Source organism: Stenotrophomonas sp. 704A1 (assembly GCF_030549525.1).
GTDB classification, from domain to species: Bacteria; Pseudomonadota; Gammaproteobacteria; order Xanthomonadales; family Xanthomonadaceae; genus Stenotrophomonas; species Stenotrophomonas tuberculopleuritidis.
The window spans coordinates 3949497-3971495 of record NZ_CP130831.1; the positions used below are offsets into that span (position 1 = coordinate 3949497).

Below are 21999 nucleotides of genomic sequence, written 5' to 3' on the forward strand. Positions count from 1 at the left end.
CCATGGCTCCCCTGCACTGGTACTTCGACTTCGTCTCGCCCTACTCCTACCTGCACTGGCAGAAGGTGAAACGGCTGCCGCAGTTCGCCCGGGTGCAGCCGGTGCCGATCGCCTTCGGCGCGGTCCTGCATCACCTGGGCAACCTCGGTCCGGCCGAGATTCCGGCCAAGCGGCGCTTCATGTACCGCCAGCTGCTGTGGACCTCGCAGGCCGAGGGCACGCCGCTGCGCTTCCCGCCGGGCCATCCGTTCAACCCGCTGGCGGCGCTGCGGCTGTGCCTGGCCGCCGGCACCGGCGCCCAGGCGGTGGACGTGCTGTTCGACTGGATCTGGCGCGACGGCAATGCCGCCGACAGCGCCGAGGCCCTGCGCGAACCGGCCGCCCGCCTGGGCATCGCCGACGTGGACGCGGCCATCGCCGAACCGGCGATCAAGGAACAGCTGCGGCGCAACACCGAGGCGGCGATCGGAGCCGGCGTGTTCGGCGTCCCGACCCTGGCCATCGACGGAGAACTGTTCTGGGGCAACGACGCACACCCCCTGATGGTGGCCGTGCTGGACGACCCCGGGCTGCTGCAGCACCCGGACTGGCAACAGGCCGTCGCCCTGCCGGTGGCGGTGCAGCGCAGTCGCTGAACAGGGCGTGGCGCGTTTCCCTCGCGCGCCCGCCCTCATTCTGAGATAGTTTTCACACTTCCGAACCTACAACCGCCCTGGAGGGGGAGCCGCGGATGCGCATCGGAATCGTCGTCGACTCGGCCTGCGACCTGCCGCAGGACTTCATTGCCGCCCATAACATCGTGCTGCTTCCGATCACCGTGCGCATCGGCGAAGCCGTGCTGGCCGATCACCGCGATGAGCAGGCCACGCTCAGTTTCCTGCACGCGCACGTGGCCGAACACGGCGCCGAGGCGAAGACCATTCCTTTCAGCGTCAACCAGATCCGCGACCTGTTCCTGCAGCAGCTGGTGATCGATTACGACCACGTGTTCTGCATGACCATCACCAAGACCCGCAGCCCGATCCACGACAACGCGCTGCAGGCCAGCTTCGCCATCCTCAACGACTACAAGCCGGTGCGGCAGGCGGCAGGCTACAACTCGCCGTTCGCCTTGCGCGTGCTGGACACCCAGAACCTGTTCGCCGCACAGGCGGTGACCGCGGTGGAAGCGGTGCGCCTGCGCGACAGCGGCGCCAGCGTGCAGCAGATCCGCGAACGCCTGGAGGCGCTGGCCGGCAACGTACACGGCTACATGGTCACCCGCGACCTGTACTACATGCGCGCCCGCGCCCGGCATAAGGGCGACCGCAGTGTCGGCCTGCTCAGCGCCGCGCTGGGCAGCGCGCTGGACATCAAACCGGTGCTGCATGGCTACCGCGGCGAGACCGGGCCGGTCGCCAAGATCAAGGGCTTCGACAACGCGGTGCTGAAACTGTTCGCGGTGGTCGGCCAGCGCGTGCGCGCCGGACTGATGACGCCGACGGTGTGCGTGAGCTACGGCGGCGAGCTGGACGAGCTGCGTGCGCTGCCGGGCTATGCGCAGATGAAGGAGGTCTGCGCCAGCCATGGCGTGACCGTGTACGAATCGGTGATGAGCCTGACCGGCATGGTCAACGTCGGCAAGGGCGCGGTCACCGTGGGCTTTGCCGATGCGCCACATCGGTTTGAATGACGGCCAACCGCACACCGCACTCTGCACATCGATTCCACCGCACCTGTGCCAGCCTTGCCGCACTTCAAGGAGACCACCATGCCTGCGCAGTACCACATCAGCCTGCCCGACCCGTCCAAGGCCCGCGGCAACGACCCGGACCTGTCCTTCCATTCGCAGGGCGCGGCCGGCTTTGCCGAAGAACTGCAGAATGCCCTGCGCAACGGCAGCCTGTTCGAACGCTGGAAGGCCAAGCAGCCCGACCCGGATGCAGTGGAGCCGCAGTGGGGCGTGACCGATCCGGACGCGACCGTGACCGGTGAACAGAAGGACCTGCGCATCAACCTGGTGGCCACCACGCGCATCGACAGCGACGTGTTCAAGCAGCGCCTGCGCCTGCTGGCCGGCAGCCATTGGGAGCTGCGCGACGTGCGTTGAGGTGACGCCGGGCATGGCCCGGCGTTTCCCGATCTCTACCAGCCACCGCCCAGCGCGCGATACAGCTCCACCCGTGCGATCGCCGCGCTCGCCTGGCTGTTGGCCAGTGCGGCCTGGTTGTCCAGCGCGATGCGCTGGGTGCTCAGCACATCCAGCATGTCGACCACGCCGGCCCGGTACTGGCGGCGTGCCGCGCCCAGTGCGGTCTCGCTCTCGTCCACTGCCACGTGCAGCTGCAGCGTGCGCTGCTGCTCGGCAGCGTAGCCATCAATGGCGTCATCCACTTCATGCCAGGCCTGCAGCACGGTACGGCGGAACTGCAGCGACGCCTGCTGCTGCTGCAGCCTGCTCATTGCAAGATTGGCCTTCAGCTTGCCGCCCTGGAAGATCGGCAGGCTGATCGCCGGCCCGATGCTGAAGCGGTGCGCATTCCAGCCGTCCAGCTCATCGAGCTGCCTGGCCTGGAAGCCGGCGTCGCCGTTCAGGGTGATGCGCGGCAGGAAGCTGGCCTGGGCCACGCCGATGCCGGCGGTGGCCGCATGCAGGGCCGCTTCGGCGCGCCGGATGTCGGGGCGGCGTTCGGCCAGTTCACTGGGCATTCCCACCGCGACTGCGGGCAGGGCCGGCCAGTCGCGGCGCGCGGCCTGCAGCTGCGCGTCCAGCGCTTGCGGCGGCTGTGCCAGCAGCAGCGCCAGCGCATTGCGCAGCTGGGATTCGCGGTGCCGCAGCGGTGCGATGCGCGCCTGCAGCGACGCGACCTGCGCCGCCGCGCTGGACACCTGCAAGGTACTGGCCACGCCCTGGCGCTGGCGCGCTTCGGTCAGCCGCTGGATGTCGTGGGCGATGCTGAGGTTGTCCCCGGTGATCGCCAGCAGCTGCCGCGTCGCCCGCAGCTGCAGATAGCCACGCGCGGTTTCCGCCAGCAGCGCGATGCGCACCGCGTGGGCGTCCTCCTCGGCCATCTGCACGCGCGCATCGGCCGCTTCCAGCTGACGCCGGACGCGGCCCCACAGGTCCAGTTCCCAGCTCAGGCCGATGCCGGCCTGGAACAGCCCGTAGTCATCACGACCGCCGTTGCCGGACGGATCATTCAGGCCCACCTCGCTGTTGCGTGCGCGCACGCCACTGGCGCTCGCGCTGACACTGGGCAGCCGGTCGGCCGCGCTGATGCCACGTGCGGCGCGGCTCTGCTGCACGCGGTTGGCGGCCAGCTGCAGATCCAGGTTGGCCGCCAGCACCTGGCCAGCCAGATGGCCCAGCAGGGGATCATCGAAGCCGGCCCACCAGGCAGCGTCCTGGTCGATCGCAGTACTGGCAACCGCCTCGCCCTGCCAGTGACTGGGCAGCTCGGCCTGCGGGCGCACGAAGTCCGGCCCCATCGTGCAGGCTGCCAGGGCCGCGCACAGGGCAGCTGCAGCGACGGTGCGCATCACGGTGACTGCGCTCATGCGCCCTCCCCGCGCTTGTGGCCCGGACGGTGCTGCACGCTCTGCGCAGGCACGCGGCTGCCCAGGTCAACGCTGGCTTCCACCGACATGCCGGCACGCAGCTGGTCCAGCAGTGGCTGGCCCGGCTCCAGCACGATCTTCACCGGAATGCGCTGCACCACCTTGGTGAAGTTGCCGGTGGCGTTTTCCGGTGCGACGGCGGCGAAGGTGACGCCGGTCGCCGGCGCGATGCTGTCGACGTGGCCACGCAGCGGCGTGCCCGGGAATACGTCCACCTTCAGCTCGACCTGCTGCCCGGCCTGCATGCGGGTCATCTGGGTTTCCTGGAAATTGGCGACCACGAACGCGCGCTGCAGCGGCACCACCGCTGCCACCGGCGTGCCCGGGGTCAGGTACGCCCCCACGCGGACCGCGCGGCGGCCGACCACGCCATCGATCGGCGCGCGCAGCACGGTGTGCGAAAGATCCAGCTCGGCACGCGCCTGCGCCGCTTCTGCGCGTTGCACCGCTGCCTGCGCGGCCTGCACGCCGGCGGCCAGGATGTCGGTGCGCTGGCGTGCGGTGGTCAGCGCCGCCTGGCCCTGCTGCAGGTGCGCACTGGCCACGGCCTGCTTCGATTGCGCCTGCTGTGCGTTCTGCACGGTACCGGCGCCATCCCGGGCCAGTTCGCGGTAGCGCTGCTGGTCGGCACTGGCCAGGCGCAGCTCGGAGCGGCTGACATCGACGCTGGCACGCGCCTGTTCGATCAGCGAGCCCTGCTGGGCCAGCGCGGCCTGCGCGTTGGCCAGCTGCGCACGGGCATTGGCCAGGTCGGCACGCGCGGCCTGCAGCGCCACCTGGTAATCGCGGTCGTCGATGCGGGCGAGCACGTCGCCGGCCTTTACGGTCTGGTTGTCGTCCACCTCCACCGTACTGACGAAGCCGGCGATCTTCGGCGCAACGACCGTGAAGTCGGCATTGACGTAGGCATTGTCCGTGCGCTGGTAGCGGCCATCACGCAGCAGCAGCCAGCCACCGAGGGCCAGGGCCAGCACGCCCAGCGCAAGGCCGGTATGGAGGATTGTCTTGTTGGGGGTCATGGGGAGTCCTTGCAATGGGGTCATGCCACAGCGCGTGGCGGATGGACGCGCGTGGCCCAGGGCAGCAGCGGCAGGCAGGCCAGCGCGACCAGCGCCACCAGCCAGTACAGGTCAGCCGACACCAGGGCCTGCATCTGGGCATGCAGGCGCGCCGGAAGGTCGGCGCTGGCAGGCAACCACGGCTGGTTGCCCAGGTGCTCGACCAGCGCAGTGGAATGGAAGTGCCGGCGCGACTGCCCGATGGCGTCCAGCACGCCGCCGGCGAACACGGCGGAAAAGCCTTTGACGGTGTTGAACCAGGCCGAGGCGAACGGACCGTCCTGCGGCGCCAGGCCCGTGGTGGCCAGCAGCAGCAGGGGCAGTACCGCCATCGGCTGGGCCAGCACCTGCAGCAGCTGCACCCACAGGAAGTTGTCGCGGTTCCATTGCACATCCAGGTGCGCACCGAGGAAGCAGGCCGCGGCCAGCAGCAGAAGTCCGGCGGCCTGCACCCAGCGGCAGTCCACGCCACGCTGGTTCATCAAGGTGGCCACCAGAGGCAGCGCGATGATCTGCGGCAGGGCCACCCACAGCAGCAGGGGTGCGGTCTGCAGCGGCCGGTAGCCCTGCACGCTGGCCAGGTAGGCGGACGGAATGGAAATCACCGCCAGCAGCGCGAACAGCACGCCTATGCAGGTCACCAGCGAGTAGCTGAGATTGCGGTTGGCCAGCAATTGCAGCTTGAAGAACGGCAGCGGATGGAACCATTCGTTGATGAAGAACAGCACCAGCAGGCCGCCACCACCGCCCAGCAGCAGCGTGACCAGCGGGGAATCGAACCAGTTCAGGCGCGGGCCCTGGGTCAGGCCCAGCACCAGCATCACCAGCGCGGGAAAGCCCAGCGCCAGGCCCACCCCGTTGAACTGGGCGAAGCGCTCCAGCCGCAGCGGGTCCTGCGGCAGTCCCCAGCCGACCATGGCCATGCCGGCCACGCAGAACGGCACGATCTGCCAGAACGCGAACTGCCAGCCGGCATGCTCGACCCACAGCGCGGCCAGCGGCGTGCCCATGCTCGGTCCGAAGGTGGCGGTCAGCGCGTAGCCGGCCAGGCCGTACAGCTTGATGCCCGGCGGCAGGAAGCGCAGCGCCACGCTCATCAGCAGTGGCGGCAGTGCGCCACCGGCCAGGCCCTGCAGCGCGCGCAGCAGCAGGAAGGTGGGCAGGTCCGGTGCCAGCGGGCACAGCACGCCCAGCAGCATGAAGGCGGCGATCATCACCAGGGCGAAGCGGCGCAGCGAGAAGGTCACCGCGCACCACGGCGCGAATGCCATGGCGCTGACCGACATCGCGCTGTACACGCCGATGATCCAGCTGCCCTCGTCCACGCTGAAACCCATTGCACCGCGGATGTCGGCCAACGCGACCTTGGTGATGTTCTCGTTGAAGCCCGATACCAGCACCACCAGCAGCACGCCGCACAGGCCGACCACGATGCGGCGGTCGAAGGCAGGAGCAGCGGGGGCGGCCGGGGCCGTGGGCATGACGACTGCGCTCATCGGCGGCGGCCGATCCGTGCAGCGCACGGCAGGTGAAGCGACATGGCGTGCGCTCCGTGAAAGTGGGGAGCGCAGTCTAGGCAGGGGGAATGCTACGGAAAATGGCGTCGATGCGATGGCAGGCGTGCGTTGCACGCACGGGTCCGATCGGCTCAGCCCTGCAGGGGCTCGGCATCGCACATCGCCTTGATCGCGCGGCGCAGCCAGCGGTGCGCGGGATCATTGTCCATGCGCGGGTGCCAGGCCTGCACCAGCGCTACCGTGCGTACCGGAACCGGCAGCGGGAACATGCGCAGCGGCAGTCCCATGTAGGCGATCCGGTCCAGCATCACGCTGGGCATCTGCGGCAGCACCAGGTCCGACGACGCCGCAGCGAAGATCGCGCCATGGAAGGTGGGAATCACCATCGCCACCCGCCGCGCCAGGCCCATCTGCGCCAGTTCGTCGTCGATCGGCCCATGGGCGATGCCGCGCCGCGAGACCGAGATGTGCTCGCAGGCAGCGAACCGTTCGGCGGTGATGTCACCGTCGAACAACGGATGCCCTTCGCGCGCCGCGCCCAGCAACGCGGTGGTGAACAGGTTCTGCACCTTGGTTTCCGCCGTATGCTTGCCGGCGGTGCTGATGAACAGATCGATCCGGCCCTGCACCATCGCATCATCATCGGTATCGCCCTCGGGCATGAAGCGCAACGTGCAGCGCGGCGCCTGCTGGCGGAACACTTCGCGCAGGCGGCCGCCATAGCTGCCGATGAACACATCGTTGGCGCGGATGCTGAAGGTGTGCTCCAGGGTCTGCATGTCCACTTCGCGGCCGTCATGGAACACCCGGTGGGCCTGCTCGATCACATCGCGCACCTGCTCGCGCAGTTCCAGCGCGCGCGGGGTCGGGGCCAGCCCGCGGCCAGCGCGCACCAGCACCGGGTCGCCCAGCGCCTCGCGGATCCGCCCCAGGGTACGGCTCATGGCCGGAGCGCTCAGATTCATGCGCCGCGCAGCACCGGCCACGCTGCCTTCGTCCAGCAGCACATCCAGGGCCAGCAACAGGTTCAGATCGGGCAGGGGCATGGCAGTCTCCAATGATTGGCGTGACTCTACGACACTGGCGGCTGCCATCGATTGCGTGCCACGCATGTATTGCCTGCGCCGCACGGCATGGGTGCAGGGCGCGGCATGGGCGACCATCGCCGCCTGCCAAGGAGATGCCGATGTTCACTACCCTGCTGGTCGCCCTCGACGGCGGCCCCCAGCATGACGCCCTGCTCGACCTGGTCAGCCACCTGGCGGGGCCACGCAGCCGCGTGCACCTGCTGTGCGTGCTCGACCCGGAATTCACCCTGCCAACCGACGCCAGCGAGGCCGACCGGCGCGAGTACGCCGCGGCAGCCCGGCAGCACGCGCACGCCGAAGCGGTACTGGCCGATGCCCTGGCCGACCTGCGCGAACGCGGTGTGGATGCCATCGCACAGCTGCCCAGCGGTGATCCGGGCGAGGTGATCAGTGCGCACGCGCGCCACCTCCACGCCGACCTGATCGTGATCGGCCACCGCCACCTGTCGCGGCTGCAGCGCCTGCTCGACAGCTCGGTGGCGCACTGGACCCTGGACCACGCGCCGTGCCCGGTGCTGGTGGAAACCCGCGGCAGCTGAGCGTGGCCGGCCGCCCCGCAGTGGGTGACGACCGCTTCCCGGCATCGCCCGGCGCGTGCCGGGCGCACGGCTCAGCAGTCGATCCGGCCTTCCTCGCCGCTTTCATCGTCCAGCACCCGCGCATGCAGCGTGACCTGGTTGCGACCGCCGCGCTTGGCCGCATACAGGGCCGCATCGGCATCGGCCAGCAGCTGGTCGGCGCTGGCCAGCGCCGGTGGATGCAGGTAGCCCACCCCCACACTGATGCTGACCGAGCCCTCCGGCAGCGGCAGCGCTTCCACCGCCTCGCGCAGCCGCTCGGCCAGCGCCAGCACGCCCGACAGGGCGCTGCCGGGCACGATCACCGCGAATTCCTCACCGCCGTAGCGCGCGACGCTGTCGGCGGCGCGTCCGGCGGTGGCCTGCAGCACCGCGGCCACCGCCTGCAGGCAGCGGTCGCCGGCGGGATGGCCGTGCCTGTCGTTGAATGCCTTGAAATGGTCGATGTCCACCAGCAGCAGCCCCAGCTCGCTGCCGCTGCGCCGCGCGCGGTTCCATTCGGCCAGCAGCAGCGCATCGAACTGGCGGCGGTTGGCCACCCCGGTCAGGCCATCCTGCCGCGCCAGCTGGTCCAGGCCGGCCTGGCGCTCGAGCAGGTCCATCTGCAACAGCGTGCTGCGCAGGCTGAAGCCGAGCGTGGCCACCACGAAGGCGGTCACCGCCAGGGGCCGGGCGTGGTCCACCACCAGGGTGCCGACCACCAGCAGCAGCAGCGGCAGGATGATCGGCCCACCGGCCTGCACCAGCCGGGACAGGCGCGGGTGCAGCACCCGACCGGGTGCCGGTGCCAGCCGCAGTGCCAGCGCGGCCAGCAGCAGGAACGGCAGGTCGATCAGCAGATCGTTGTACGCGCCGAACGATTGCTCGGCGGTGTAGTGGTTGATGTAGAACGCCACCAGCAGGTAGGCCAGTGCGTACAGCGCCAGCGCGCGGAAGAAGCTGCGCCGTTCGGGAACATCGCCGGCCAGCCAGCGCACCACCGCGAAGCCGGCGATGCACAGGTTCTGGATGTCGAACATGCGCTGCATGTTGGCCATCGCCTGGTCGTCGATGTCGATGCGGTCGGCAAAGGACTGGGTATGCACGAAGAACAGCACACCCAGCAGTGCAGCCATCACGCCATCGATCAGGCTGATGGTCCAGCGCTCGCGCCGCGCGCGAGCCAGGATGAACACCAGCGGCACGCCGTACAGGACGTACAGCAGCAGGCTGGCCCGCGGGGTGATGTCGGGTCGCTCGGCGATGACGGCATCCAGCATGTTGATGCCCATGCCGCCGGCCCACAGCAGCAGCGCCAGTGCCGTGGCACGCCAGCCCAGTGCCGCACGGTCGTGCTGGCCACGCCACAGGCAGGCCGCTGCGGCCAGCAACGGCGCGGCGGTCAGGAAGGCGAACGATCCACCACCGGCCGTCCCCGGCCAGAACGCCAGGACCAGGCCGTGGCAGACCACGAACAGCAGCATCAGCACCACCGGCATGCATCCCCCAGATCCGCAAGGCCGTCTGCGCGCACCATAGCGCGCTGCGCCGCCACGGTGATGTGATCCGTCTCAGCAAACCGGGTGCCGCCGGGCCCGCGCCGGGCCGCCACGGCCGCTGGCCGCTGCCTGGCGGTCGGGCGGCGGCCCCGCTCAGTCCTGCAGTGCGCGGGCGTGGTGGGCGATGTGCTCGCCGATGAAGCTGGCGATGAAGTAGTAGCTGTGGTCGTAGCCCGGCTGCAGGCGCAGGGTCAGCGGATGGCCCACGGCAGCGCAGGCCTGCTGCAGGCGCTGCGGCTGCAGCTGGCTGTCGAGGAATTCATCGGCCTGGCCCTGATCGACCAGCAGCGGCAGGCGCTCGCTGGCGCCGGCGACCAGCCCGGTGGCGTCCCACTGCGCCCAGTCGGCGCGGTCGTCACCCAGATAGGCGGTGAACGCCTTCTGTCCCCACGGCACCTGGCTGGGGGCCACGATCGGCGAGAACGCGGACACGCTGAGGTAGCGGCCGGGGTTGCGCAGTGCGATCACCAGCGCGCCGTGGCCGCCCATCGAATGGCCGCTGATGCCACGCGCGTCGGTCGCCGGGAAGCCCGCCTCGATCAGCGCCGGCAGTTCCTGCACGATGTAGTCGTGCATGCGGTAGTGCTTCGCCCACGGTTGCTGCGTGGCGTTGAGATAGAAGCCGGCGCCCTTGCCCAGGTCATAGCCTTCGGCGTCGGCGACAGCATCGCCACGCGGGCTGGTATCGGGCACGACCAGGATCACCCCGTGTTCGGCGGCGTACTGCTGCGCGCCCGCCTTGGTGATGAAGTTCTGCTCGGTGCAGGTCAGCCCGCTCAACCAGTACAGCACCGGCAGCCTGCGGGTTTCCGCCTGCGGCGGCAGGTACACGGCGAACTGCATGTCGCAGCCCAGCGTGGTGGAGGTGTGGCGATAGACGTCCTGCCAGCCACCGAAGCAGGCGCGGTGTTCAATGCGTTCCATGGGTTCCTCCCGAAGGGCGGCAGGCACGACGACCTGCCACCCGGCGTGGCTCAGTAGTGGACCACCGAACGGATCGACTTGCCTTCATGCATCAGGTCGAAGGCTTCGTTGATCTTGTCCAGGTCCATGGTGTGGGTGACGAACGGCGCCAGCTCGATGTCGCCCTTCATTGCGTCCTCGACCATGCCCGGCAGCTGGCTGCGGCCCTTCACGCCGCCGAAGGCCGTGCCCATCCACTTGCGGCCGGTGACCAGCTGGAACGGACGGGTGGAGATCTCCTGGCCCGAACCGGCCACGCCGATCACCACGCTCTGGCCCCAGCCGCGGTGCGCGCATTCCAGTGCCGCACGCATGACGTTGACGTTGCCGATGCACTCGAAGCTGTGGTCCACGCCCCAGGTGGTCATTTCAACGATGACCTGCTGGATCGGCGTGTCGAAGTCCTTCGGGTTGATGCAGTCGGTGGCGCCGAATTCGCGCGCCAGCGCGAACTTGGACGGGTTGGTGTCCACCGCGATGATGCGGCCGGCCTTGGCCTGGCGCGCACCCTGGATGACCGCCAGGCCGATGCCACCGAGGCCGAACACGGCCACGCTGTCGCCTTCCTGCACCTTGGCGGTGTTGTGCACCGCGCCGATGCCGGTGGTGACGCCGCAACCCAGCAGGCAGACGTGCTCCGGGTTCGCGTCTGGATTGATCTTCGCCAGCGACACCTCGGCCACCACGGTGTACTCGCTGAAGGTCGAGCAGCCCATGTAGTGGTACAGCGGCTCGCCGTTGTAGCTGAAGCGGCTGGTGCCGTCGGGCATCACGCCCTTGCCCTGGGTGGCACGCACCGACACGCACAGGTTGGTCTTGCCGCTCCTGCAGAACAGGCACTCGCCGCACTCGGCGGTGTACAGCGGAATCACGTGGTCGCCCGGCTTGACGCTGGTCACGCCCTCGCCCACCTCCACCACGATGCCGGCGCCTTCATGGCCCAGCACCACCGGGAACAGGCCTTCCGGATCATCACCGGACAGGGTGAACGCATCGGTGTGGCAGACACCGGTGTGGGTGATCCTGACCAGCACTTCGCCGGCCTTCGGCGGGGCGACGTCGATCTCGACGATCTGCAGCGGCTGGCCGGGACCAAAGGCGACGGCGGCACGGGACTTCATGGTGGACTCTCCAGGGACAGGCAATGACAGGATGGGCGGCGCCATGGTGCGCCATCGTTTATTTCAGGTACGAGCGGATCAACGCGCTCATGTCGCGCACGCGTTCGGCGCGTTGTTCGTCGGAGGCCGCGGGCTGGCCGAACTCCTCGCGCAGATGCGCCTCCATCACCTCCGACATCAGGCCGTTGACCGCGCCACGGATGGCGGCGATCTGCTGCAGCACCGGCCCACAGTCGGCACCGGCTTCCAGCGCGCGGTCCAGCGCATCGCACTGGCCGCGGATGCGGCGCACGCGGGCCAGGACCTTCTTCTTCTCTTCGGGGGAGTGCGGCATCGCGGGCCACCTCGGAACTATACTGGGGGATAGTATACACAGGCGGCGCCGGGGCTCAATCCGCGGGGCCGTCCAGGGCGTTCAGTCGAACACGCCCGCAGCGGCCAGCCGGGTCAGTTCATCCACCACGAAGCGCACTTTCGGCCGCAGGTGGCGGGTCGGCGGCCACAGCGCGTGGATCTCGACATGTCGCTGCATGCACTCGTCCAGCACCGACTGCAGGGCACCGGACTGCAGGTGACGGCGCACCAGCGAGACCGGCATCTGGCAGATGCCGAGCCCGGCGATGGCGCCGTCGATCACCGCATCGCCATCGTTGAGCTGGTGGGTGCCACTGGGAATGAAGGGCGCATGCTCGCCTTCCGGCCCGATCCGCCAGGCCACCGGCTGCCCGTGCCGGAACCCCACGACGCTGCGGTGCGCACGCAGGTCCTCGATGGTCTGTGGTACGCCGTGCGCCTGCAGGTAGGACGGCGCGGCGCAGGTGACCAGGCGCTGGCTACCCAGCCGGCGCGCCACCAGGTGCTCGGCCTGCTGCAGGCCACCGAAGCGGATCAGCAGGTCGATGCCTTCCTCGATCGGGTCGACGAAGTGATCGGTGAAGGTCACGGTCAGCTGCAGGTCGGGGTACTGCTGGCAGAGCTTCAGCAGCACCGGCATCACCACCAGGCGACCGAAAGACGAGGGCATGTCGATGCGCAGGCGTCCGCTGGGCAGGTGCGCGGCCGAGCCCAGGCAGGCCTCGGCGGCGGAGATCTCATCCAGCGCGGCCGCGCACGAGGCGTAGTAGGCCTCGCCGTCGGTGGTCAGCGAGATGCGCCGGGTGGTGCGGTGGAACAGGCGCACGCCCAGCCGCGCCTCCAGCCGGGCAATGGCCTTGCCCACGGCCGAGCGCGAGATGCCCAGCGCTTCGGCCGCCTCGGTGAAGGTGCCGGCGCGCGCCGTGGTGACGAAGGTCACCAGGCCATTCAAGGACTCCACGGGCAGCATCTGCAGCCTCCATTGGGGACACAATGTCCCGCCAAGAGGGAAATCGAAGCTCTTTATGAGCCTCAATGTCAACTCCATCCTGTGTGCACGGCGCCACGGGCGCCCTCCCCCACACCGAGTTGACCGAGATGACCGACCTGCTGTTCCGCCCCTTCGACCTGGCGGGAACCCCGCTCCACAACCGCATCGCCATGGCGCCGATGACCCGTGCCCGCAACCCGGGCGCCGTGGCCAACGAGCTGACCGCACAGTACTACCGGCAGCGCGCCAGCGCCGGCCTGATCATCAGCGAAGGCACGCCGGTCTCGCCGCAGGGCCAGGGCTACATCGACGTGCCGGGCATCTGGTCGGCCGAACAGGTGGCGGGCTGGAAGTTGGTGACCGACGCGGTACACGCCGTGCAGGGCACGATCTTCGCCCAGCTGTGGCACGTCGGCCGCATGTCGCACAGCTCGCTGCAGCCCGACGGCGGCCAGCCGGTCAGCGCCGGTACGCGTGCCGTGGGCAGCGACCCGCGCAACTTCGCCTTCGTGTACCTGGATGACGGCAGCCGTGGCCGTGTCGATCCGACCCCGCCGCGCGCCCTGCGCACCGACGAAGTGCCAGGCATCGTCAGCGACTTCGTGCGTGGCGCGGAAAATGCCATCGCCGCCGGTTTCGACGGCATCGAGCTGCACGCCGCCAATGGCTACCTGTTCGAGCAGTTCCTCAACCCCCTCACCAACGATCGGCAGGACCTCTACGGCGGTTCGCTGCGCAACCGCGCGCGGCTGATCCTGGACACCGTCGATGCGCTGGCAGCAAGAATCGGCGCGCAACGCGTCGGCGTGCGCCTGGCACCGAACAGCCAGGTCTTCGACATGCCCGCGTATGCCGAAAACGAGGCCAGCTACCTGTATCTGGCCGAAGAACTGGGCAAGCGCGGGCTGGCCTACGTGCATCTGAATGACAACTACCTGCACGGCGAGCGCGCCATCGGCGAAGACTTCCTGAAGGCCTTCAAGCAGGCCTACGGCGGCACCGTGCTGCTGGCCGGCGGCATGACCCGTGAGTACGCCCTGCGCCTGGTCGACGAAGGCACGATCGACATCGCCGCCTTCGGCCAACCGTTCATCGCCAACCCGGACCTGGTCGAGCGCCTGCAGCACGATCTCGCACTGGCCACGCCTGATCGCACGACCTACTACGGCGGCGGCAGGGAAGGCTATCTGGACTACCCGCTGGCCCGGTAGTTCCTCACCCCGGGTGGGTGCGGGCGTACACTGCCAGCCCGCATCCACCGAGTCTGTCCATGGATACGCCCACCGCGTCCTTCATCGTCAATCTCGACGTGCCCGACCTTGCTGCGGCCGAAGCCTTCTACACCCAGGCCTTCGGCCTGCGCATCGGCCGGCGCCTGGGGCCGGCCGCGGTCGAACTGCTGGGGGGCCCCACCGCGCTCTACCTGCTGCAGAACGAGGCGGGCAGCGCAGCCACCGAAGACGGCGACGTGCGTGACTACGAGCGGCACTGGACCCCGCTGCACCTGGACTGGGTGGTGGACGACATCGAGACCGCACTGGCCCGTGCCGTCGCCGCCGGCGCGACGCTCACCCAACCCGTGCGCGAGCGTCGCTGGGGCCACCTTGCCGTGCTCGCCGACCCGTTCGGGCACGGCTTCTGCCTGATCCAGTTCAGTGGCGAAGGCTACAACGCACTGCTGGAATGACCGGCGGAGTCACTCCCGCACGTAGGGCATCGCGCTGTCGATGCCATCGAACGCGATCAGCTGCAGCAGCGGCTGTACGTCCTCGTCGGTGATGTCGCCGTCGGCGATCTCGTCCACCCGCGCGTACAGCGCTTCCAGCGCCACCACCTGGTCGTCGCGCAGCCAGTTGCGATGGGTGCCGAGCCAGGCCTGCAGGTTGGCGGCGATATCGCCTTCGGAAAGCAGCGAGTCCTCTTCCTCCAGCTCGACCACCGCCTCGGCCATCCTGCGGAACAGGAAATCCTGGAAACTGGCCGCCAGCAGATCGGCGCGATCATCGTCATGCCAGACCAGCAGCACCGGCGGCTCGTCGAAGCCCGGCGCATTGGTCCAGAAGCAGTAATGGTCGCCGGCGCCGGTCCGCGCGAATGGCAGCAGTTTCAGGTCATCGCGCAGAGGATTGTAGTGATCCTCGGCGGTCAGATCTTCCCAGGCTGCGCGCAGTTCGCGCGGTTCGATCGGTTCGTACTCACTGGCGTACAACAGCACCGGCGGTTGCGGCTGTACCTGCGGGAACACCGTGCGGTACCAGTCCGGGCCCTGCGCGCCCCAGCTGAACTGGTTGCTTTCCACCAGCTGGCGGAACAGTGGCGGGAAGGTCTGGCCGGAGGCCTGTTCGAGACCGGCGAGCGTGCTCATGGACGTCCTTGTTCTGGGAGGCGCTACCTTACCGCAGGGTCATGCGCGCAACATGTCCACGAACGCGCGCAGTGCGCCGGGCATCTGCCGCTGCTTCGGGTAATACAACGCAAACCCGGCGAACGGCTCGCTCCAGTCTTCCAGCACCGCCACCATCTGCCCGGAATCGATGTACGGCCGCGCGGTGTCTTCCAGCACGTAGGCCAGGCCGATGCCATCGAGCACCGCGCCGACCACGGTGCCCTGCTCGCCCAGCGTCAACCGGCCCGGCACATCGATTTCCAGCGCCTGTCCATCGCGTTCGAACTGCCACTTGTACAGATGCCCGCTGGCGAAGCGGAAACGGATGCACTCATGCGAGGCCAGGTCGCGCGGATGCTGCGGTGCCGGGCGACGCTGCAGGTAGTCCGGGGAGCCGACGATCAACCCGCGCAACGGTGGCCCCATCGGTACCGCCACCATGTCCTCGGGCACGAACTCATGCAGGCGCACGCCAGCGTCGTAGCCCTCGGCCACGATGTCGACCAAGCCGTCGTTCTCGGTCAGTTCGACCCGCACATCCGGGTGCGCGTGCAGGAAGCGCGCCAGCCGTGGCCCCAACTGGGTCGGCACCGCCGCGCGGGTGGCGTTGATGCGCAGCAGGCCGGCCGGCGCGGCGCGGAACTGGTTCATCTCCTCCAGCGCGTCATGCACCTGCCCAAGTGCCGGCTGCAGGCGCTCCAGCAGCCGCTGCCCGGCCTCGGTCAGGGCCACGCTGCGGGTGGTGCGGTGGAACAGCCCCACCCCCAGCCGCTCCTCCAGCGCGCGGATCGCATAGCTCACCGCCGAGGTCGACAGGGCCAGCTCGGCGCCGGCCCGACGGAAGCTGCGATGGCGGGCCACCGCGGCGAACGCGGCCAGGTGGGAGAGATTGTCAGTGGCCATGATTGTGCAGTCTGCCTTGATGAATCATGCCGATATCCGGGCTTCTTACCCCGGGTTACCGCGCGTATTGTAAAACGCCTTTCGACAAACCCGCCAAGGATTCCCCATGTCCCTCGCCCGTGGTTACGCCGCCCATACCCATACCGACCCGCTGGTGCCCTTCGAGTTCGAGCGCCGCGCGGTTGGCCCCAACGATGTGCGCATCGAGATCCTGTACAGCGGCATCTGCCATTCGGACCTGCACCAGGCCCGCGATGACTGGGGCGGCTCGATCTACCCGATGGTGCCGGGCCACGAGATCATCGGCCGCGTCACCGAAGTCGGCAGCAACGTCACCCGCTTCAAGGTCGGCGATCATGCCGGCGTGGGCTGCATGGTCGACTCGTGCCGCCACTGCGACGCCTGCGCGCACGACCTGGAGCAGTACTGCGCCGAAGGCGCCACCTGGACCTACAACGGCCGCGAGCGTGAAAGCGGTGCGCCGACCTATGGCGGCTATTCCGACCATGTGGTGGTCGAGCAGCGCTTCGTGGTCAAGGTGGCCGACACGCTGGACCTGAAGGCGGCCGCACCGCTGCTGTGCGCCGGCATCACCACCTGGTCGCCGCTGCGCCACTGGAAGGTCGGCCCCGGCCAGAAGGTCGGCGTGATCGGCCTCGGCGGACTCGGCCACATGGGCGTGAAGTTCGCCAAGGCGCTCGGCGCGCACGTGGTGATGATCACCACCACGCCGGAGAAGGGTGCCGACGCCAAGCGCCTGGGCGCTGACGAGGTACTGGTCTCGCGCGATGCGGACCAGATGAAAGCGCACGCCGGCAGCTTCGATTTCCTGCTCAACACCATTCCGGTCGGCCACGACACCAACCCCTACATGGGCCTGCTCAAGCGCGAAGCGACCATGTGCCTGGTCGGCGTGCTGACCGAACTGGACCCGCCGCTGACCGGTGGCAGCGTGATCTTCGGCCGCAAGCACCTGACCGGGTCGGCGATCGGCGGCATGGCCGAAACCCAGGAGATGATGGACTTCTGTGCCGAGCACGGCATCGTCAGCGACGTCGAGATGATCGACATCAAGAACGTCAACGAAGCCTGGGAACGCATGGCCAGGAACGATGTGCGCTACCGCTTCGTGATCGACATGGCGACCATGAAGAACGCCGCCTGATCGATCGGCGGCAGTGAACGAAGAACCCCGGCCTGGCCGGGGTTTTTTGTGGGCCTGCGCAGCCGCAGCAATGACAGGTAGCGCCGGGCCATGCCCGGCGAGCGCAGCGGTTGCCCCACCCCTCGGGCATGACCAAGGTCAAGGCCCGTGCCACCGTTGGGGCGCAGACTCGCCCCATGGCCTGCCCTCCCTCTCCTGCGATGCTGATGCGTGCGCCGCACCGGCTGCTGTTCTTCATCGGCGCCAGCAACCTGCTGCTGGCCATGCTGTGGTGGGCGTTGTGGCTGGGCGCGCTGCGCGGGCTGTGGGCACCGCAACCGCCTCCCTTGCCTGCGGCCTGGCTGCACGCGCTGCTGATGCAGTACCTGGTGCTGCCCAGCTTCATCTTCGGCTTCCTGCTCACCGTGTTCCCGCGCTGGATGGGCCAGCCCGAACTGCCGCGCCGCTGCTATGCGCCGGTGGGCGCGGGCCTGTTCGGTGGGCAGGCACTGCTGATTGCCGCGGCCTGCGGTTGGGCGCCCGGGCTGTGGCCCGGCCTGCTGCTGGCGCTGGCGGGCTGGAGCGCGGGGCTGATCGTGCTCGGTGGCGTGCTCAAGGCCGCCGGTCGCAACCGCAACTGGCACGCGCGTGCCTGCTACGCCGCGCTGCTGCTGGGCTGGCTGGGGCTGCTGCTGTTCATGGCGGTGGCCCGCGGCCACGCCTCGTGGATGCCGCTCAACGTGGCGCTCGGCACGTTCGGCCTGCTGCTGCCGGTCTACCTCTCCGTCGCGCACCGGATGATTCCGTTCTTTGCCAACAACGTGGTGGCCGGCTACGTACCGTGGCGGCCGCTGCGCTGGCTGGCCGCGATGTGGGCACTGCTGATGCTGCGGCTGCTGCTGACCGCGTTGCAGGCCGACAATGCGCTGTGGCTGGCCGATGCACCGCTGCTGCTGTTGTCGCTGCAGGCGCTGTGGCACTGGTGGCCGCGCGCGCCGATGCCGGGCCTGCTCGCGGCCCTGTTCCTGGCGCTGACATGGTTGCCGATCAGCTTCGCGCTGTACCTGCTGCAGGACGTCGGCCACCTGCTCGGCCACGCCCGCCTGCTCGGCCACGCGCCGTTGCATGCCCTTGCCGTGGGCCTGTTCGGCAGCCTGCTGGTGGCGATGGTGACCCGGGTCACCCAGGGCCATTCCGGGCGCCCGCTGGTGATGCCGGCGGTGGCCTGGTTCGCGTTCGTCACGCTGCAGGCGGTGGTAATCATGCGCATCGTCGCCGAGCTGATGCCCGACGCCCCTGCGTGGCATTTCGCCGCCGCCGTCGGCTGGCTGCTGGCGCTGGCACCGTGGGTGGCACGGCTGGGCTGGATCTACCTGAGCCCGCGCCGGGACGGCAAGCCGGGCTGAGCGGCCCGCCGGGCGTGGCCCGGCGCTACCGCCACGCGATCAATACGCGAATTCGCGGAACACCGGGTCCACGTCGCCATGCCAGCGGCCATGGAACAGCGCCAGCTTGCGTTCGGCCGGGGTCAGGCCGGACTCGACGATCTCCTGCAGCACGTCCAGGAACTTGCTTTCGTCCTGGCCATCGGCATTGCGCGCGGCGCGGCGCTTCAGGCCTTCCACGGAAATCTTCAGCGCTTCGCGGGCCAGGTCGCGCACGGTGCCGGTGCGGAACGGCAGGTTCAACGCATGCCTGGGCACGCCGTCGCGCAGCGCGTGGCGCTCGGCCAGGCTGAAATCGCGCACCAGGTCCCACGCCGCATCCAGCGCGGTGTCGTCGTACAGCAGGCCCACCCAGAACGCCGGCAGCGCACACAGCCGGCTCCACGGACCGCCATCGGCGCCACGCATTTCCAGGTACTTCTTCAGGCGTACTTCCGGGAACGCGGTGGTGGTGTGGTCGGACCAGTCGCGCAGGGTCGGCAACGCGCCCGGCAGCACCGGCAGCCTGCCCTGCATGAAATCGCGGAAGCTCTGCCCGCTGGCATCGTGATAGATGCCATCGCGATAGGAAAAGTACATCGGCACGTCGAGCAGGTAGTCGACATAGCGCTCGTAACCGAAGCCGTCGTCGAACACGAAGTCGAGCATGCCGGTGCGGTCGGCATCGGTGTCGGTCCAGATGTGCGAACGGTAGCTCAGGTAGCCGTTCGGCTTGCCCTCGGTGAACGGCGAGTCGGCAAACAGTGCGGTGGCGATCGGCTGCAGTGCCAGCGACACGCGGAACTTCTTCACCATGTCCGCTTCGCTGGCGTAATCCAGATTCACCTGCACCGTGCAGGTGCGGGTCATCATGTCCAGGCCCAGCGAACCGACCTTGGGCATGTACGAACGCATGATCCTGTAGCGGCCCTTGGGCATCCACGGCATCTCCTCGCGCGCCCACTTCGGCTGGAAGCCCATGCCGAGGAAGCCCAGCTGCAGCTCACCGGCCACCTGTGCCACTTCGTTGAGGTGGGTGCCGGTTTCCACGCAGGTCTGGTGGATGGTTTCCAGCGCGGCACCGGACAGTTCCAGCTGCCCGGCCGGCTCCAGGGTTACCGAAGCGCCGTCGCGCAGCAGGGCGATGGTGTTGCCGTTTTCCTGCACCGGGGTCCAGCCGAAGCGGACCAGGCCGTTGAGCAGCGCTTCGATACCGCGCTCGCCATCGAACGTCGGCGGACGCAGATCATCCAGGCGGAATCCGAACTTCTCGTGCTCGGTACCGATGCGCCATTGCGAACGGGGCTTCTCGCCGGAAGCGATCTCCTGCACCAGCTGCGAGCGATCGGTAATGGGCGTATCGGCGACGTGGCTGGGGCTCGACAAGGGGGTGGCTCGCTGGACGGTGGCAGGGGATGTGGGGCTGGGGGCCTTGCATCGCAAGGGCGCACTATAGCGTGGCGACCCGTTACGGCATGCGACGGAGACGGGTTTCAGCATCCTACCGACGCTATCTTGACCCCCGTGTACTCGCGCTCAGGGGCGGCCATTCGCGACATCATGAGGAGCCGCCGGGCATGGCCCGGCGCTACCGGATCCCGGCAGCGACAACCATTGGTAGCGCCGGGCCATGCCCGGCGAGCGCAGCGGCAGCGGCAACGGCAACCACCAGGTAGCGCCGGGCCATGCCCGGCGAGCGCAGCGGAAAACGCTTATTCCAACCCCAACCAACCACCGATGATGCCGCGGGCTTCGTCAACGCCGGTACGGGCGGCACCGGAGAACACCTGCACGCTGACCGTATCACCAAAGGAAGAATGCAGCTCCTTGCGCACCTTCTGCAGGGTCTGCATCTGCTGGCTGCGGCTGAGCTTGTCGGCCTTGGTCAGCAGCGCATGCGCCGGCAGGCCACGCTGCACGGCATAGGCCAGCATCTGCCGGTCGTAATCCTTCAGCGGATGGCGGATGTCCATCACCACCACCAGCCCCTTCAGGGCCTCACGGGTGCGGAAGTAGCGATCGATGAAGGCCTGCCAGTGCGCCTGCAGGTCCAGCGGCACCTTGGCATAGCCGTAACCGGGCAGATCGACCAGATGGGCGTCTTCGGTGACCTTGAAGAACACCAGCTGCTGGGTGCGGCCGGGGGTCTTGGAGACCCGGGCCAGGCTGTTCTGGCGGGTCAATGCGTTGAGAGCACTGGACTTGCCGGCGTTGGAGCGTCCTGCAAAGGCCACTTCGGCCCCCTCATCGGGCGGCAGCTGCCCCATGTTGTGGGCAGACAGGTGGTATTGGGCGCGTTCGATGAGCAATGACATGTGCATAGGATCGCATGTTGCGGCGCCGCGCGCCCGGCCCGGGGGCCCTGGCGGGAAAATGCTGCACTGCTGCGTTGACCGTGCGCGGAAACGGCGTTGATAATCCAGGCGATGCCGGCCGCCGCCGCCCGGCCCGGTCCATACGGAGCTTCAGCATGCGCCACGCTCGCGTTCTTGCCGTATCCGCCCTTGCTACCGCTGTCGTCGTTGCCGCCGCTGCCTTCGCGCAGACCACGTTGACCCCGCTGCCCGACAACGGGCCGATCAACACCGCCTCGCTGGAGGTGGACTTCAGCAAGACCACCTGGGGCGACGCCAAGGCCGGGCAGACCAAGGCCACGGCCTGCGCGGCCTGTCATGGCGCCGACGGCAACTCCACGGTGGAGATGTACCCCAGCATCGCCGGCCAGAGCGAACGCTACTCGGCCCAGCAGATGGCGCTGATCGCCAATGGCCAGCGCAGTTCCGGCGCGGCGGTGGCGATGGTGCCCTTCGTGCAGAACCTCACCCCGCAGGACATGCGCGATATCGGCGCGTTCTTCGCCACCCAGAAGGCCAACGCCGGCATCGCCGACGACACCGTGGTCGCCGAGGGCCCCTACAAGGGCATGAAGTTCTACGAGATCGGCCAGCAGCTGTACCGCGGTGGCGATGCCCAGCGCGGGCTGCCGGCCTGCATGGCCTGCCATGGCCCCAGCGGCGCCGGCAACCCCGGCCCGGCCTACCCGCATATCGGCGGCCAGCACGCCAGCTACGTCGCCCGCCGCCTGCAGGAGTACCAGGCCGGGCAGACCAACGAGACCGACAAGGCGCACTTCCAGATCATGGCCGCGGTCGCGCAGAAGCTGACCGAACAGGAGGTGCAGGCGCTCTCCAGCTATCTGCAGGGCCTGCACAACAAGGCCGACGATCTCGCCGCCGAGGTCGCCGCGACGCGACCGGCTGCCGCCCCCTGACCGCCACTGGTCGGCGCCGGTCGCCACGACGGCCCGCGCCTGCGGTATGTTTCCTTCACGCCGGCG

Annotated in this window: 22 protein-coding genes; 9 read left to right on the forward strand and 13 right to left on the reverse strand. The window is 68.8% G+C overall.

The annotated features are described in order from the left end of the window. Window positions 1-2: 2 nt before the first annotated feature. From Q5Z10_RS18035 to Q5Z10_RS18045, 3 genes are all read left to right on the forward strand, one after another. Window positions 3-635, forward strand: coding sequence for a 2-hydroxychromene-2-carboxylate isomerase (locus Q5Z10_RS18035; protein WP_303636729.1), 633 nt, complete (start codon window positions 3-5; stop codon window positions 633-635). A gap of 95 nt (window positions 636-730) precedes the next feature. Beyond that, the gene (locus tag Q5Z10_RS18040) at window positions 731-1672 is read left to right on the forward strand and encodes a DegV family protein (protein WP_303636730.1); all 942 of its coding nucleotides are present in this window, start codon (window positions 731-733) and stop codon (window positions 1670-1672) included. A gap of 78 nt (window positions 1673-1750) precedes the next feature. Beyond that, the gene (locus Q5Z10_RS18045; RefSeq protein ID WP_303636731.1) at window positions 1751-2089 is read left to right on the forward strand and encodes a hypothetical protein; all 339 of its coding nucleotides are present in this window, start codon (window positions 1751-1753) and stop codon (window positions 2087-2089) included. A 35-nt stretch (window positions 2090-2124) separates the two neighbouring features. Here Q5Z10_RS18045 and Q5Z10_RS18050 read toward each other — a convergent pair whose 3' ends face one another. The 4 genes from Q5Z10_RS18050 to Q5Z10_RS18065 all read right to left on the reverse strand — a co-directional run bounded on the left by Q5Z10_RS18050 (window position 2125) and on the right by Q5Z10_RS18065 (window position 7218). Continuing rightward, window positions 2125-3537 (reverse strand): efflux transporter outer membrane subunit, encoded by a 1413-nt coding sequence (locus Q5Z10_RS18050; protein ID WP_303636732.1) that lies wholly within the window; start codon window positions 3535-3537, stop codon window positions 2125-2127. Further along, the gene (locus Q5Z10_RS18055; protein WP_303636733.1) at window positions 3534-4616 is read right to left on the reverse strand and encodes an HlyD family secretion protein; all 1083 of its coding nucleotides are present in this window, start codon (window positions 4614-4616) and stop codon (window positions 3534-3536) included. Before Q5Z10_RS18055 ends, Q5Z10_RS18050 begins: the two co-directional genes overlap by 4 nt. Before the next feature lie 20 nt (window positions 4617-4636). Next, the gene (locus tag Q5Z10_RS18060; RefSeq protein ID WP_303636734.1) at window positions 4637-6151 is read right to left on the reverse strand and encodes an MFS transporter; all 1515 of its coding nucleotides are present in this window, start codon (window positions 6149-6151) and stop codon (window positions 4637-4639) included. Window positions 6152-6303: 152 nt separating this feature from the next. Further along, window positions 6304-7218 (reverse strand): LysR family transcriptional regulator, encoded by a 915-nt coding sequence (locus Q5Z10_RS18065; RefSeq protein WP_303636735.1) that lies wholly within the window; start codon window positions 7216-7218, stop codon window positions 6304-6306. 140 nt (window positions 7219-7358) lie between these two features. Between Q5Z10_RS18065 and Q5Z10_RS18070 the strand changes: the two genes are divergently transcribed. After that, entirely contained in the window at window positions 7359-7799 is a 441-nt protein-coding gene (locus Q5Z10_RS18070; RefSeq protein WP_303636736.1) for a universal stress protein, read from the forward strand. 71 nt (window positions 7800-7870) lie between these two features. On the opposite strand, the gene Q5Z10_RS18075 is transcribed toward Q5Z10_RS18070, so the two are convergent. The 5 genes from Q5Z10_RS18075 to Q5Z10_RS18095 all read right to left on the reverse strand — a co-directional run bounded on the left by Q5Z10_RS18075 (window position 7871) and on the right by Q5Z10_RS18095 (window position 12784). Next, window positions 7871-9316: a GGDEF domain-containing protein gene (locus Q5Z10_RS18075; RefSeq protein ID WP_303636737.1), complete on the reverse strand. Its 1446-nt coding sequence runs from the start codon at window positions 9314-9316 to the stop codon at window positions 7871-7873. A gap of 153 nt (window positions 9317-9469) precedes the next feature. Next, window positions 9470-10300 carry an S-formylglutathione hydrolase gene (gene fghA / locus Q5Z10_RS18080; RefSeq protein WP_303636738.1) on the reverse strand — a complete coding sequence of 277 codons (831 nt, stop codon included), beginning with the start codon at window positions 10298-10300 and terminating at the stop codon, window positions 9470-9472. A 50-nt stretch (window positions 10301-10350) separates the two neighbouring features. Next, the gene (locus Q5Z10_RS18085; RefSeq protein ID WP_303636739.1) at window positions 10351-11460 is read right to left on the reverse strand and encodes an S-(hydroxymethyl)glutathione dehydrogenase/class III alcohol dehydrogenase; all 1110 of its coding nucleotides are present in this window, start codon (window positions 11458-11460) and stop codon (window positions 10351-10353) included. Window positions 11461-11518: 58 nt separating this feature from the next. Beyond that, window positions 11519-11794: a formaldehyde-responsive transcriptional repressor FrmR gene (gene frmR / locus Q5Z10_RS18090; protein ID WP_005411009.1), complete on the reverse strand. Its 276-nt coding sequence runs from the start codon at window positions 11792-11794 to the stop codon at window positions 11519-11521. 81 nt (window positions 11795-11875) lie between these two features. Continuing rightward, window positions 11876-12784, reverse strand: a complete 909-nt coding sequence (locus Q5Z10_RS18095) for a LysR family transcriptional regulator (protein ID WP_303636740.1) — start codon at window positions 12782-12784, stop codon at window positions 11876-11878. A 128-nt stretch (window positions 12785-12912) separates the two neighbouring features. Between Q5Z10_RS18095 and Q5Z10_RS18100 the strand changes: the two genes are divergently transcribed. Next, the gene (locus tag Q5Z10_RS18100; protein WP_303636741.1) at window positions 12913-14016 is read left to right on the forward strand and encodes an alkene reductase; all 1104 of its coding nucleotides are present in this window, start codon (window positions 12913-12915) and stop codon (window positions 14014-14016) included. Between the two features lie 59 nt (window positions 14017-14075). Further along, entirely contained in the window at window positions 14076-14492 is a 417-nt protein-coding gene (locus tag Q5Z10_RS18105; RefSeq protein ID WP_303636742.1) for a VOC family protein, read from the forward strand. Window positions 14493-14501: 9 nt separating this feature from the next. Here the strand turns inward: Q5Z10_RS18105 and Q5Z10_RS18110 are convergent, their stop codons facing one another. Both Q5Z10_RS18110 and Q5Z10_RS18115 read right to left on the reverse strand, forming a co-directional pair. Beyond that, on the reverse strand, window positions 14502-15170 hold the full coding sequence (locus Q5Z10_RS18110) for an SMI1/KNR4 family protein (protein ID WP_303636743.1): 669 nt from the start codon (window positions 15168-15170) through the stop codon (window positions 14502-14504). 39 nt (window positions 15171-15209) lie between these two features. Beyond that, the gene (locus Q5Z10_RS18115) at window positions 15210-16094 is read right to left on the reverse strand and encodes a LysR family transcriptional regulator (RefSeq protein WP_303636744.1); all 885 of its coding nucleotides are present in this window, start codon (window positions 16092-16094) and stop codon (window positions 15210-15212) included. Between the two features lie 106 nt (window positions 16095-16200). Here Q5Z10_RS18115 and Q5Z10_RS18120 point away from each other — a divergent pair, with 106 nt between their 5' ends. Together Q5Z10_RS18120 and Q5Z10_RS18125 are read left to right on the forward strand one after the other, a co-directional pair. Further along, entirely contained in the window at window positions 16201-17259 is a 1059-nt protein-coding gene (locus Q5Z10_RS18120) for an NAD(P)-dependent alcohol dehydrogenase (protein WP_303636745.1), read from the forward strand. 128 nt (window positions 17260-17387) lie between these two features. Further along, the gene (locus Q5Z10_RS18125; RefSeq protein WP_442758927.1) at window positions 17388-18644 is read left to right on the forward strand and encodes an NnrS family protein; all 1257 of its coding nucleotides are present in this window, start codon (window positions 17388-17390) and stop codon (window positions 18642-18644) included. A 39-nt stretch (window positions 18645-18683) separates the two neighbouring features. Here the strand turns inward: Q5Z10_RS18125 and Q5Z10_RS18130 are convergent, their stop codons facing one another. Both Q5Z10_RS18130 and yihA read right to left on the reverse strand, forming a co-directional pair. Then, window positions 18684-20048, reverse strand: coding sequence for a glutamate--cysteine ligase (locus Q5Z10_RS18130; protein ID WP_303636747.1), 1365 nt, complete (start codon window positions 20046-20048; stop codon window positions 18684-18686). 326 nt (window positions 20049-20374) lie between these two features. Continuing rightward, a complete protein-coding gene (gene yihA, locus Q5Z10_RS18135; protein ID WP_303636748.1) occupies window positions 20375-20977 on the reverse strand; it encodes a ribosome biogenesis GTP-binding protein YihA/YsxC in 603 nt (200 codons plus the stop codon). A 155-nt stretch (window positions 20978-21132) separates the two neighbouring features. Between yihA and Q5Z10_RS18140 the strand changes: the two genes are divergently transcribed. Further along, window positions 21133-21933 carry a c-type cytochrome gene (locus tag Q5Z10_RS18140; protein WP_303636749.1) on the forward strand — a complete coding sequence of 267 codons (801 nt, stop codon included), beginning with the start codon at window positions 21133-21135 and terminating at the stop codon, window positions 21931-21933. The last annotated feature ends 66 nt before the right edge of the window (window positions 21934-21999 follow it).

Excerpts from the sequence above, each read along its gene's own strand:
- Q5Z10_RS18140 (WP_303636749.1), top strand. The coding sequence starts at position 21,133 with ATGCGCCACGCTCGCGTTCTTGCCGTATCCGCCCTTGCTACCGCTGTC.
- Q5Z10_RS18065 (WP_303636735.1), bottom strand. The coding sequence starts at position 7,218 with ATGCCCCTGCCCGATCTGAACCTGTTGCTGGCCCTGGATGTGCTGCTG.
- Q5Z10_RS18110 (WP_303636743.1), bottom strand. The coding sequence starts at position 15,170 with ATGAGCACGCTCGCCGGTCTCGAACAGGCCTCCGGCCAGACCTTCCCG.
- fghA (WP_303636738.1), bottom strand. The coding sequence starts at position 10,300 with ATGGAACGCATTGAACACCGCGCCTGCTTCGGTGGCTGGCAGGACGTC.
- Q5Z10_RS18055 (WP_303636733.1), bottom strand. The coding sequence starts at position 4,616 with ATGACCCCCAACAAGACAATCCTCCATACCGGCCTTGCGCTGGGCGTG.
- Q5Z10_RS18115 (WP_303636744.1), bottom strand. The coding sequence starts at position 16,094 with ATGGCCACTGACAATCTCTCCCACCTGGCCGCGTTCGCCGCGGTGGCC.
- Q5Z10_RS18125 (WP_442758927.1), top strand. The coding sequence starts at position 17,388 with ATGACCAAGGTCAAGGCCCGTGCCACCGTTGGGGCGCAGACTCGCCCC.
- Q5Z10_RS18045 (WP_303636731.1), top strand. The coding sequence starts at position 1,751 with ATGCCTGCGCAGTACCACATCAGCCTGCCCGACCCGTCCAAGGCCCGC.
- frmR (WP_005411009.1), bottom strand. The coding sequence starts at position 11,794 with ATGCCGCACTCCCCCGAAGAGAAGAAGAAGGTCCTGGCCCGCGTGCGC.
- Q5Z10_RS18100 (WP_303636741.1), top strand. The coding sequence starts at position 12,913 with ATGACCGACCTGCTGTTCCGCCCCTTCGACCTGGCGGGAACCCCGCTC.
- yihA (WP_303636748.1), bottom strand. The coding sequence starts at position 20,977 with ATGTCATTGCTCATCGAACGCGCCCAATACCACCTGTCTGCCCACAAC.
- Q5Z10_RS18120 (WP_303636745.1), top strand. The coding sequence starts at position 16,201 with ATGTCCCTCGCCCGTGGTTACGCCGCCCATACCCATACCGACCCGCTG.
- Q5Z10_RS18095 (WP_303636740.1), bottom strand. The coding sequence starts at position 12,784 with ATGCTGCCCGTGGAGTCCTTGAATGGCCTGGTGACCTTCGTCACCACG.
- Q5Z10_RS18060 (WP_303636734.1), bottom strand. The coding sequence starts at position 6,151 with ATGAGCGCAGTCGTCATGCCCACGGCCCCGGCCGCCCCCGCTGCTCCT.
- Q5Z10_RS18105 (WP_303636742.1), top strand. The coding sequence starts at position 14,076 with ATGGATACGCCCACCGCGTCCTTCATCGTCAATCTCGACGTGCCCGAC.
- Q5Z10_RS18035 (WP_303636729.1), top strand. The coding sequence starts at position 3 with ATGGCTCCCCTGCACTGGTACTTCGACTTCGTCTCGCCCTACTCCTAC.
- Q5Z10_RS18085 (WP_303636739.1), bottom strand. The coding sequence starts at position 11,460 with ATGAAGTCCCGTGCCGCCGTCGCCTTTGGTCCCGGCCAGCCGCTGCAG.
- Q5Z10_RS18070 (WP_303636736.1), top strand. The coding sequence starts at position 7,359 with ATGTTCACTACCCTGCTGGTCGCCCTCGACGGCGGCCCCCAGCATGAC.
- Q5Z10_RS18050 (WP_303636732.1), bottom strand. The coding sequence starts at position 3,537 with ATGAGCGCAGTCACCGTGATGCGCACCGTCGCTGCAGCTGCCCTGTGC.
- Q5Z10_RS18075 (WP_303636737.1), bottom strand. The coding sequence starts at position 9,316 with ATGCCGGTGGTGCTGATGCTGCTGTTCGTGGTCTGCCACGGCCTGGTC.
- Q5Z10_RS18040 (WP_303636730.1), top strand. The coding sequence starts at position 731 with ATGCGCATCGGAATCGTCGTCGACTCGGCCTGCGACCTGCCGCAGGAC.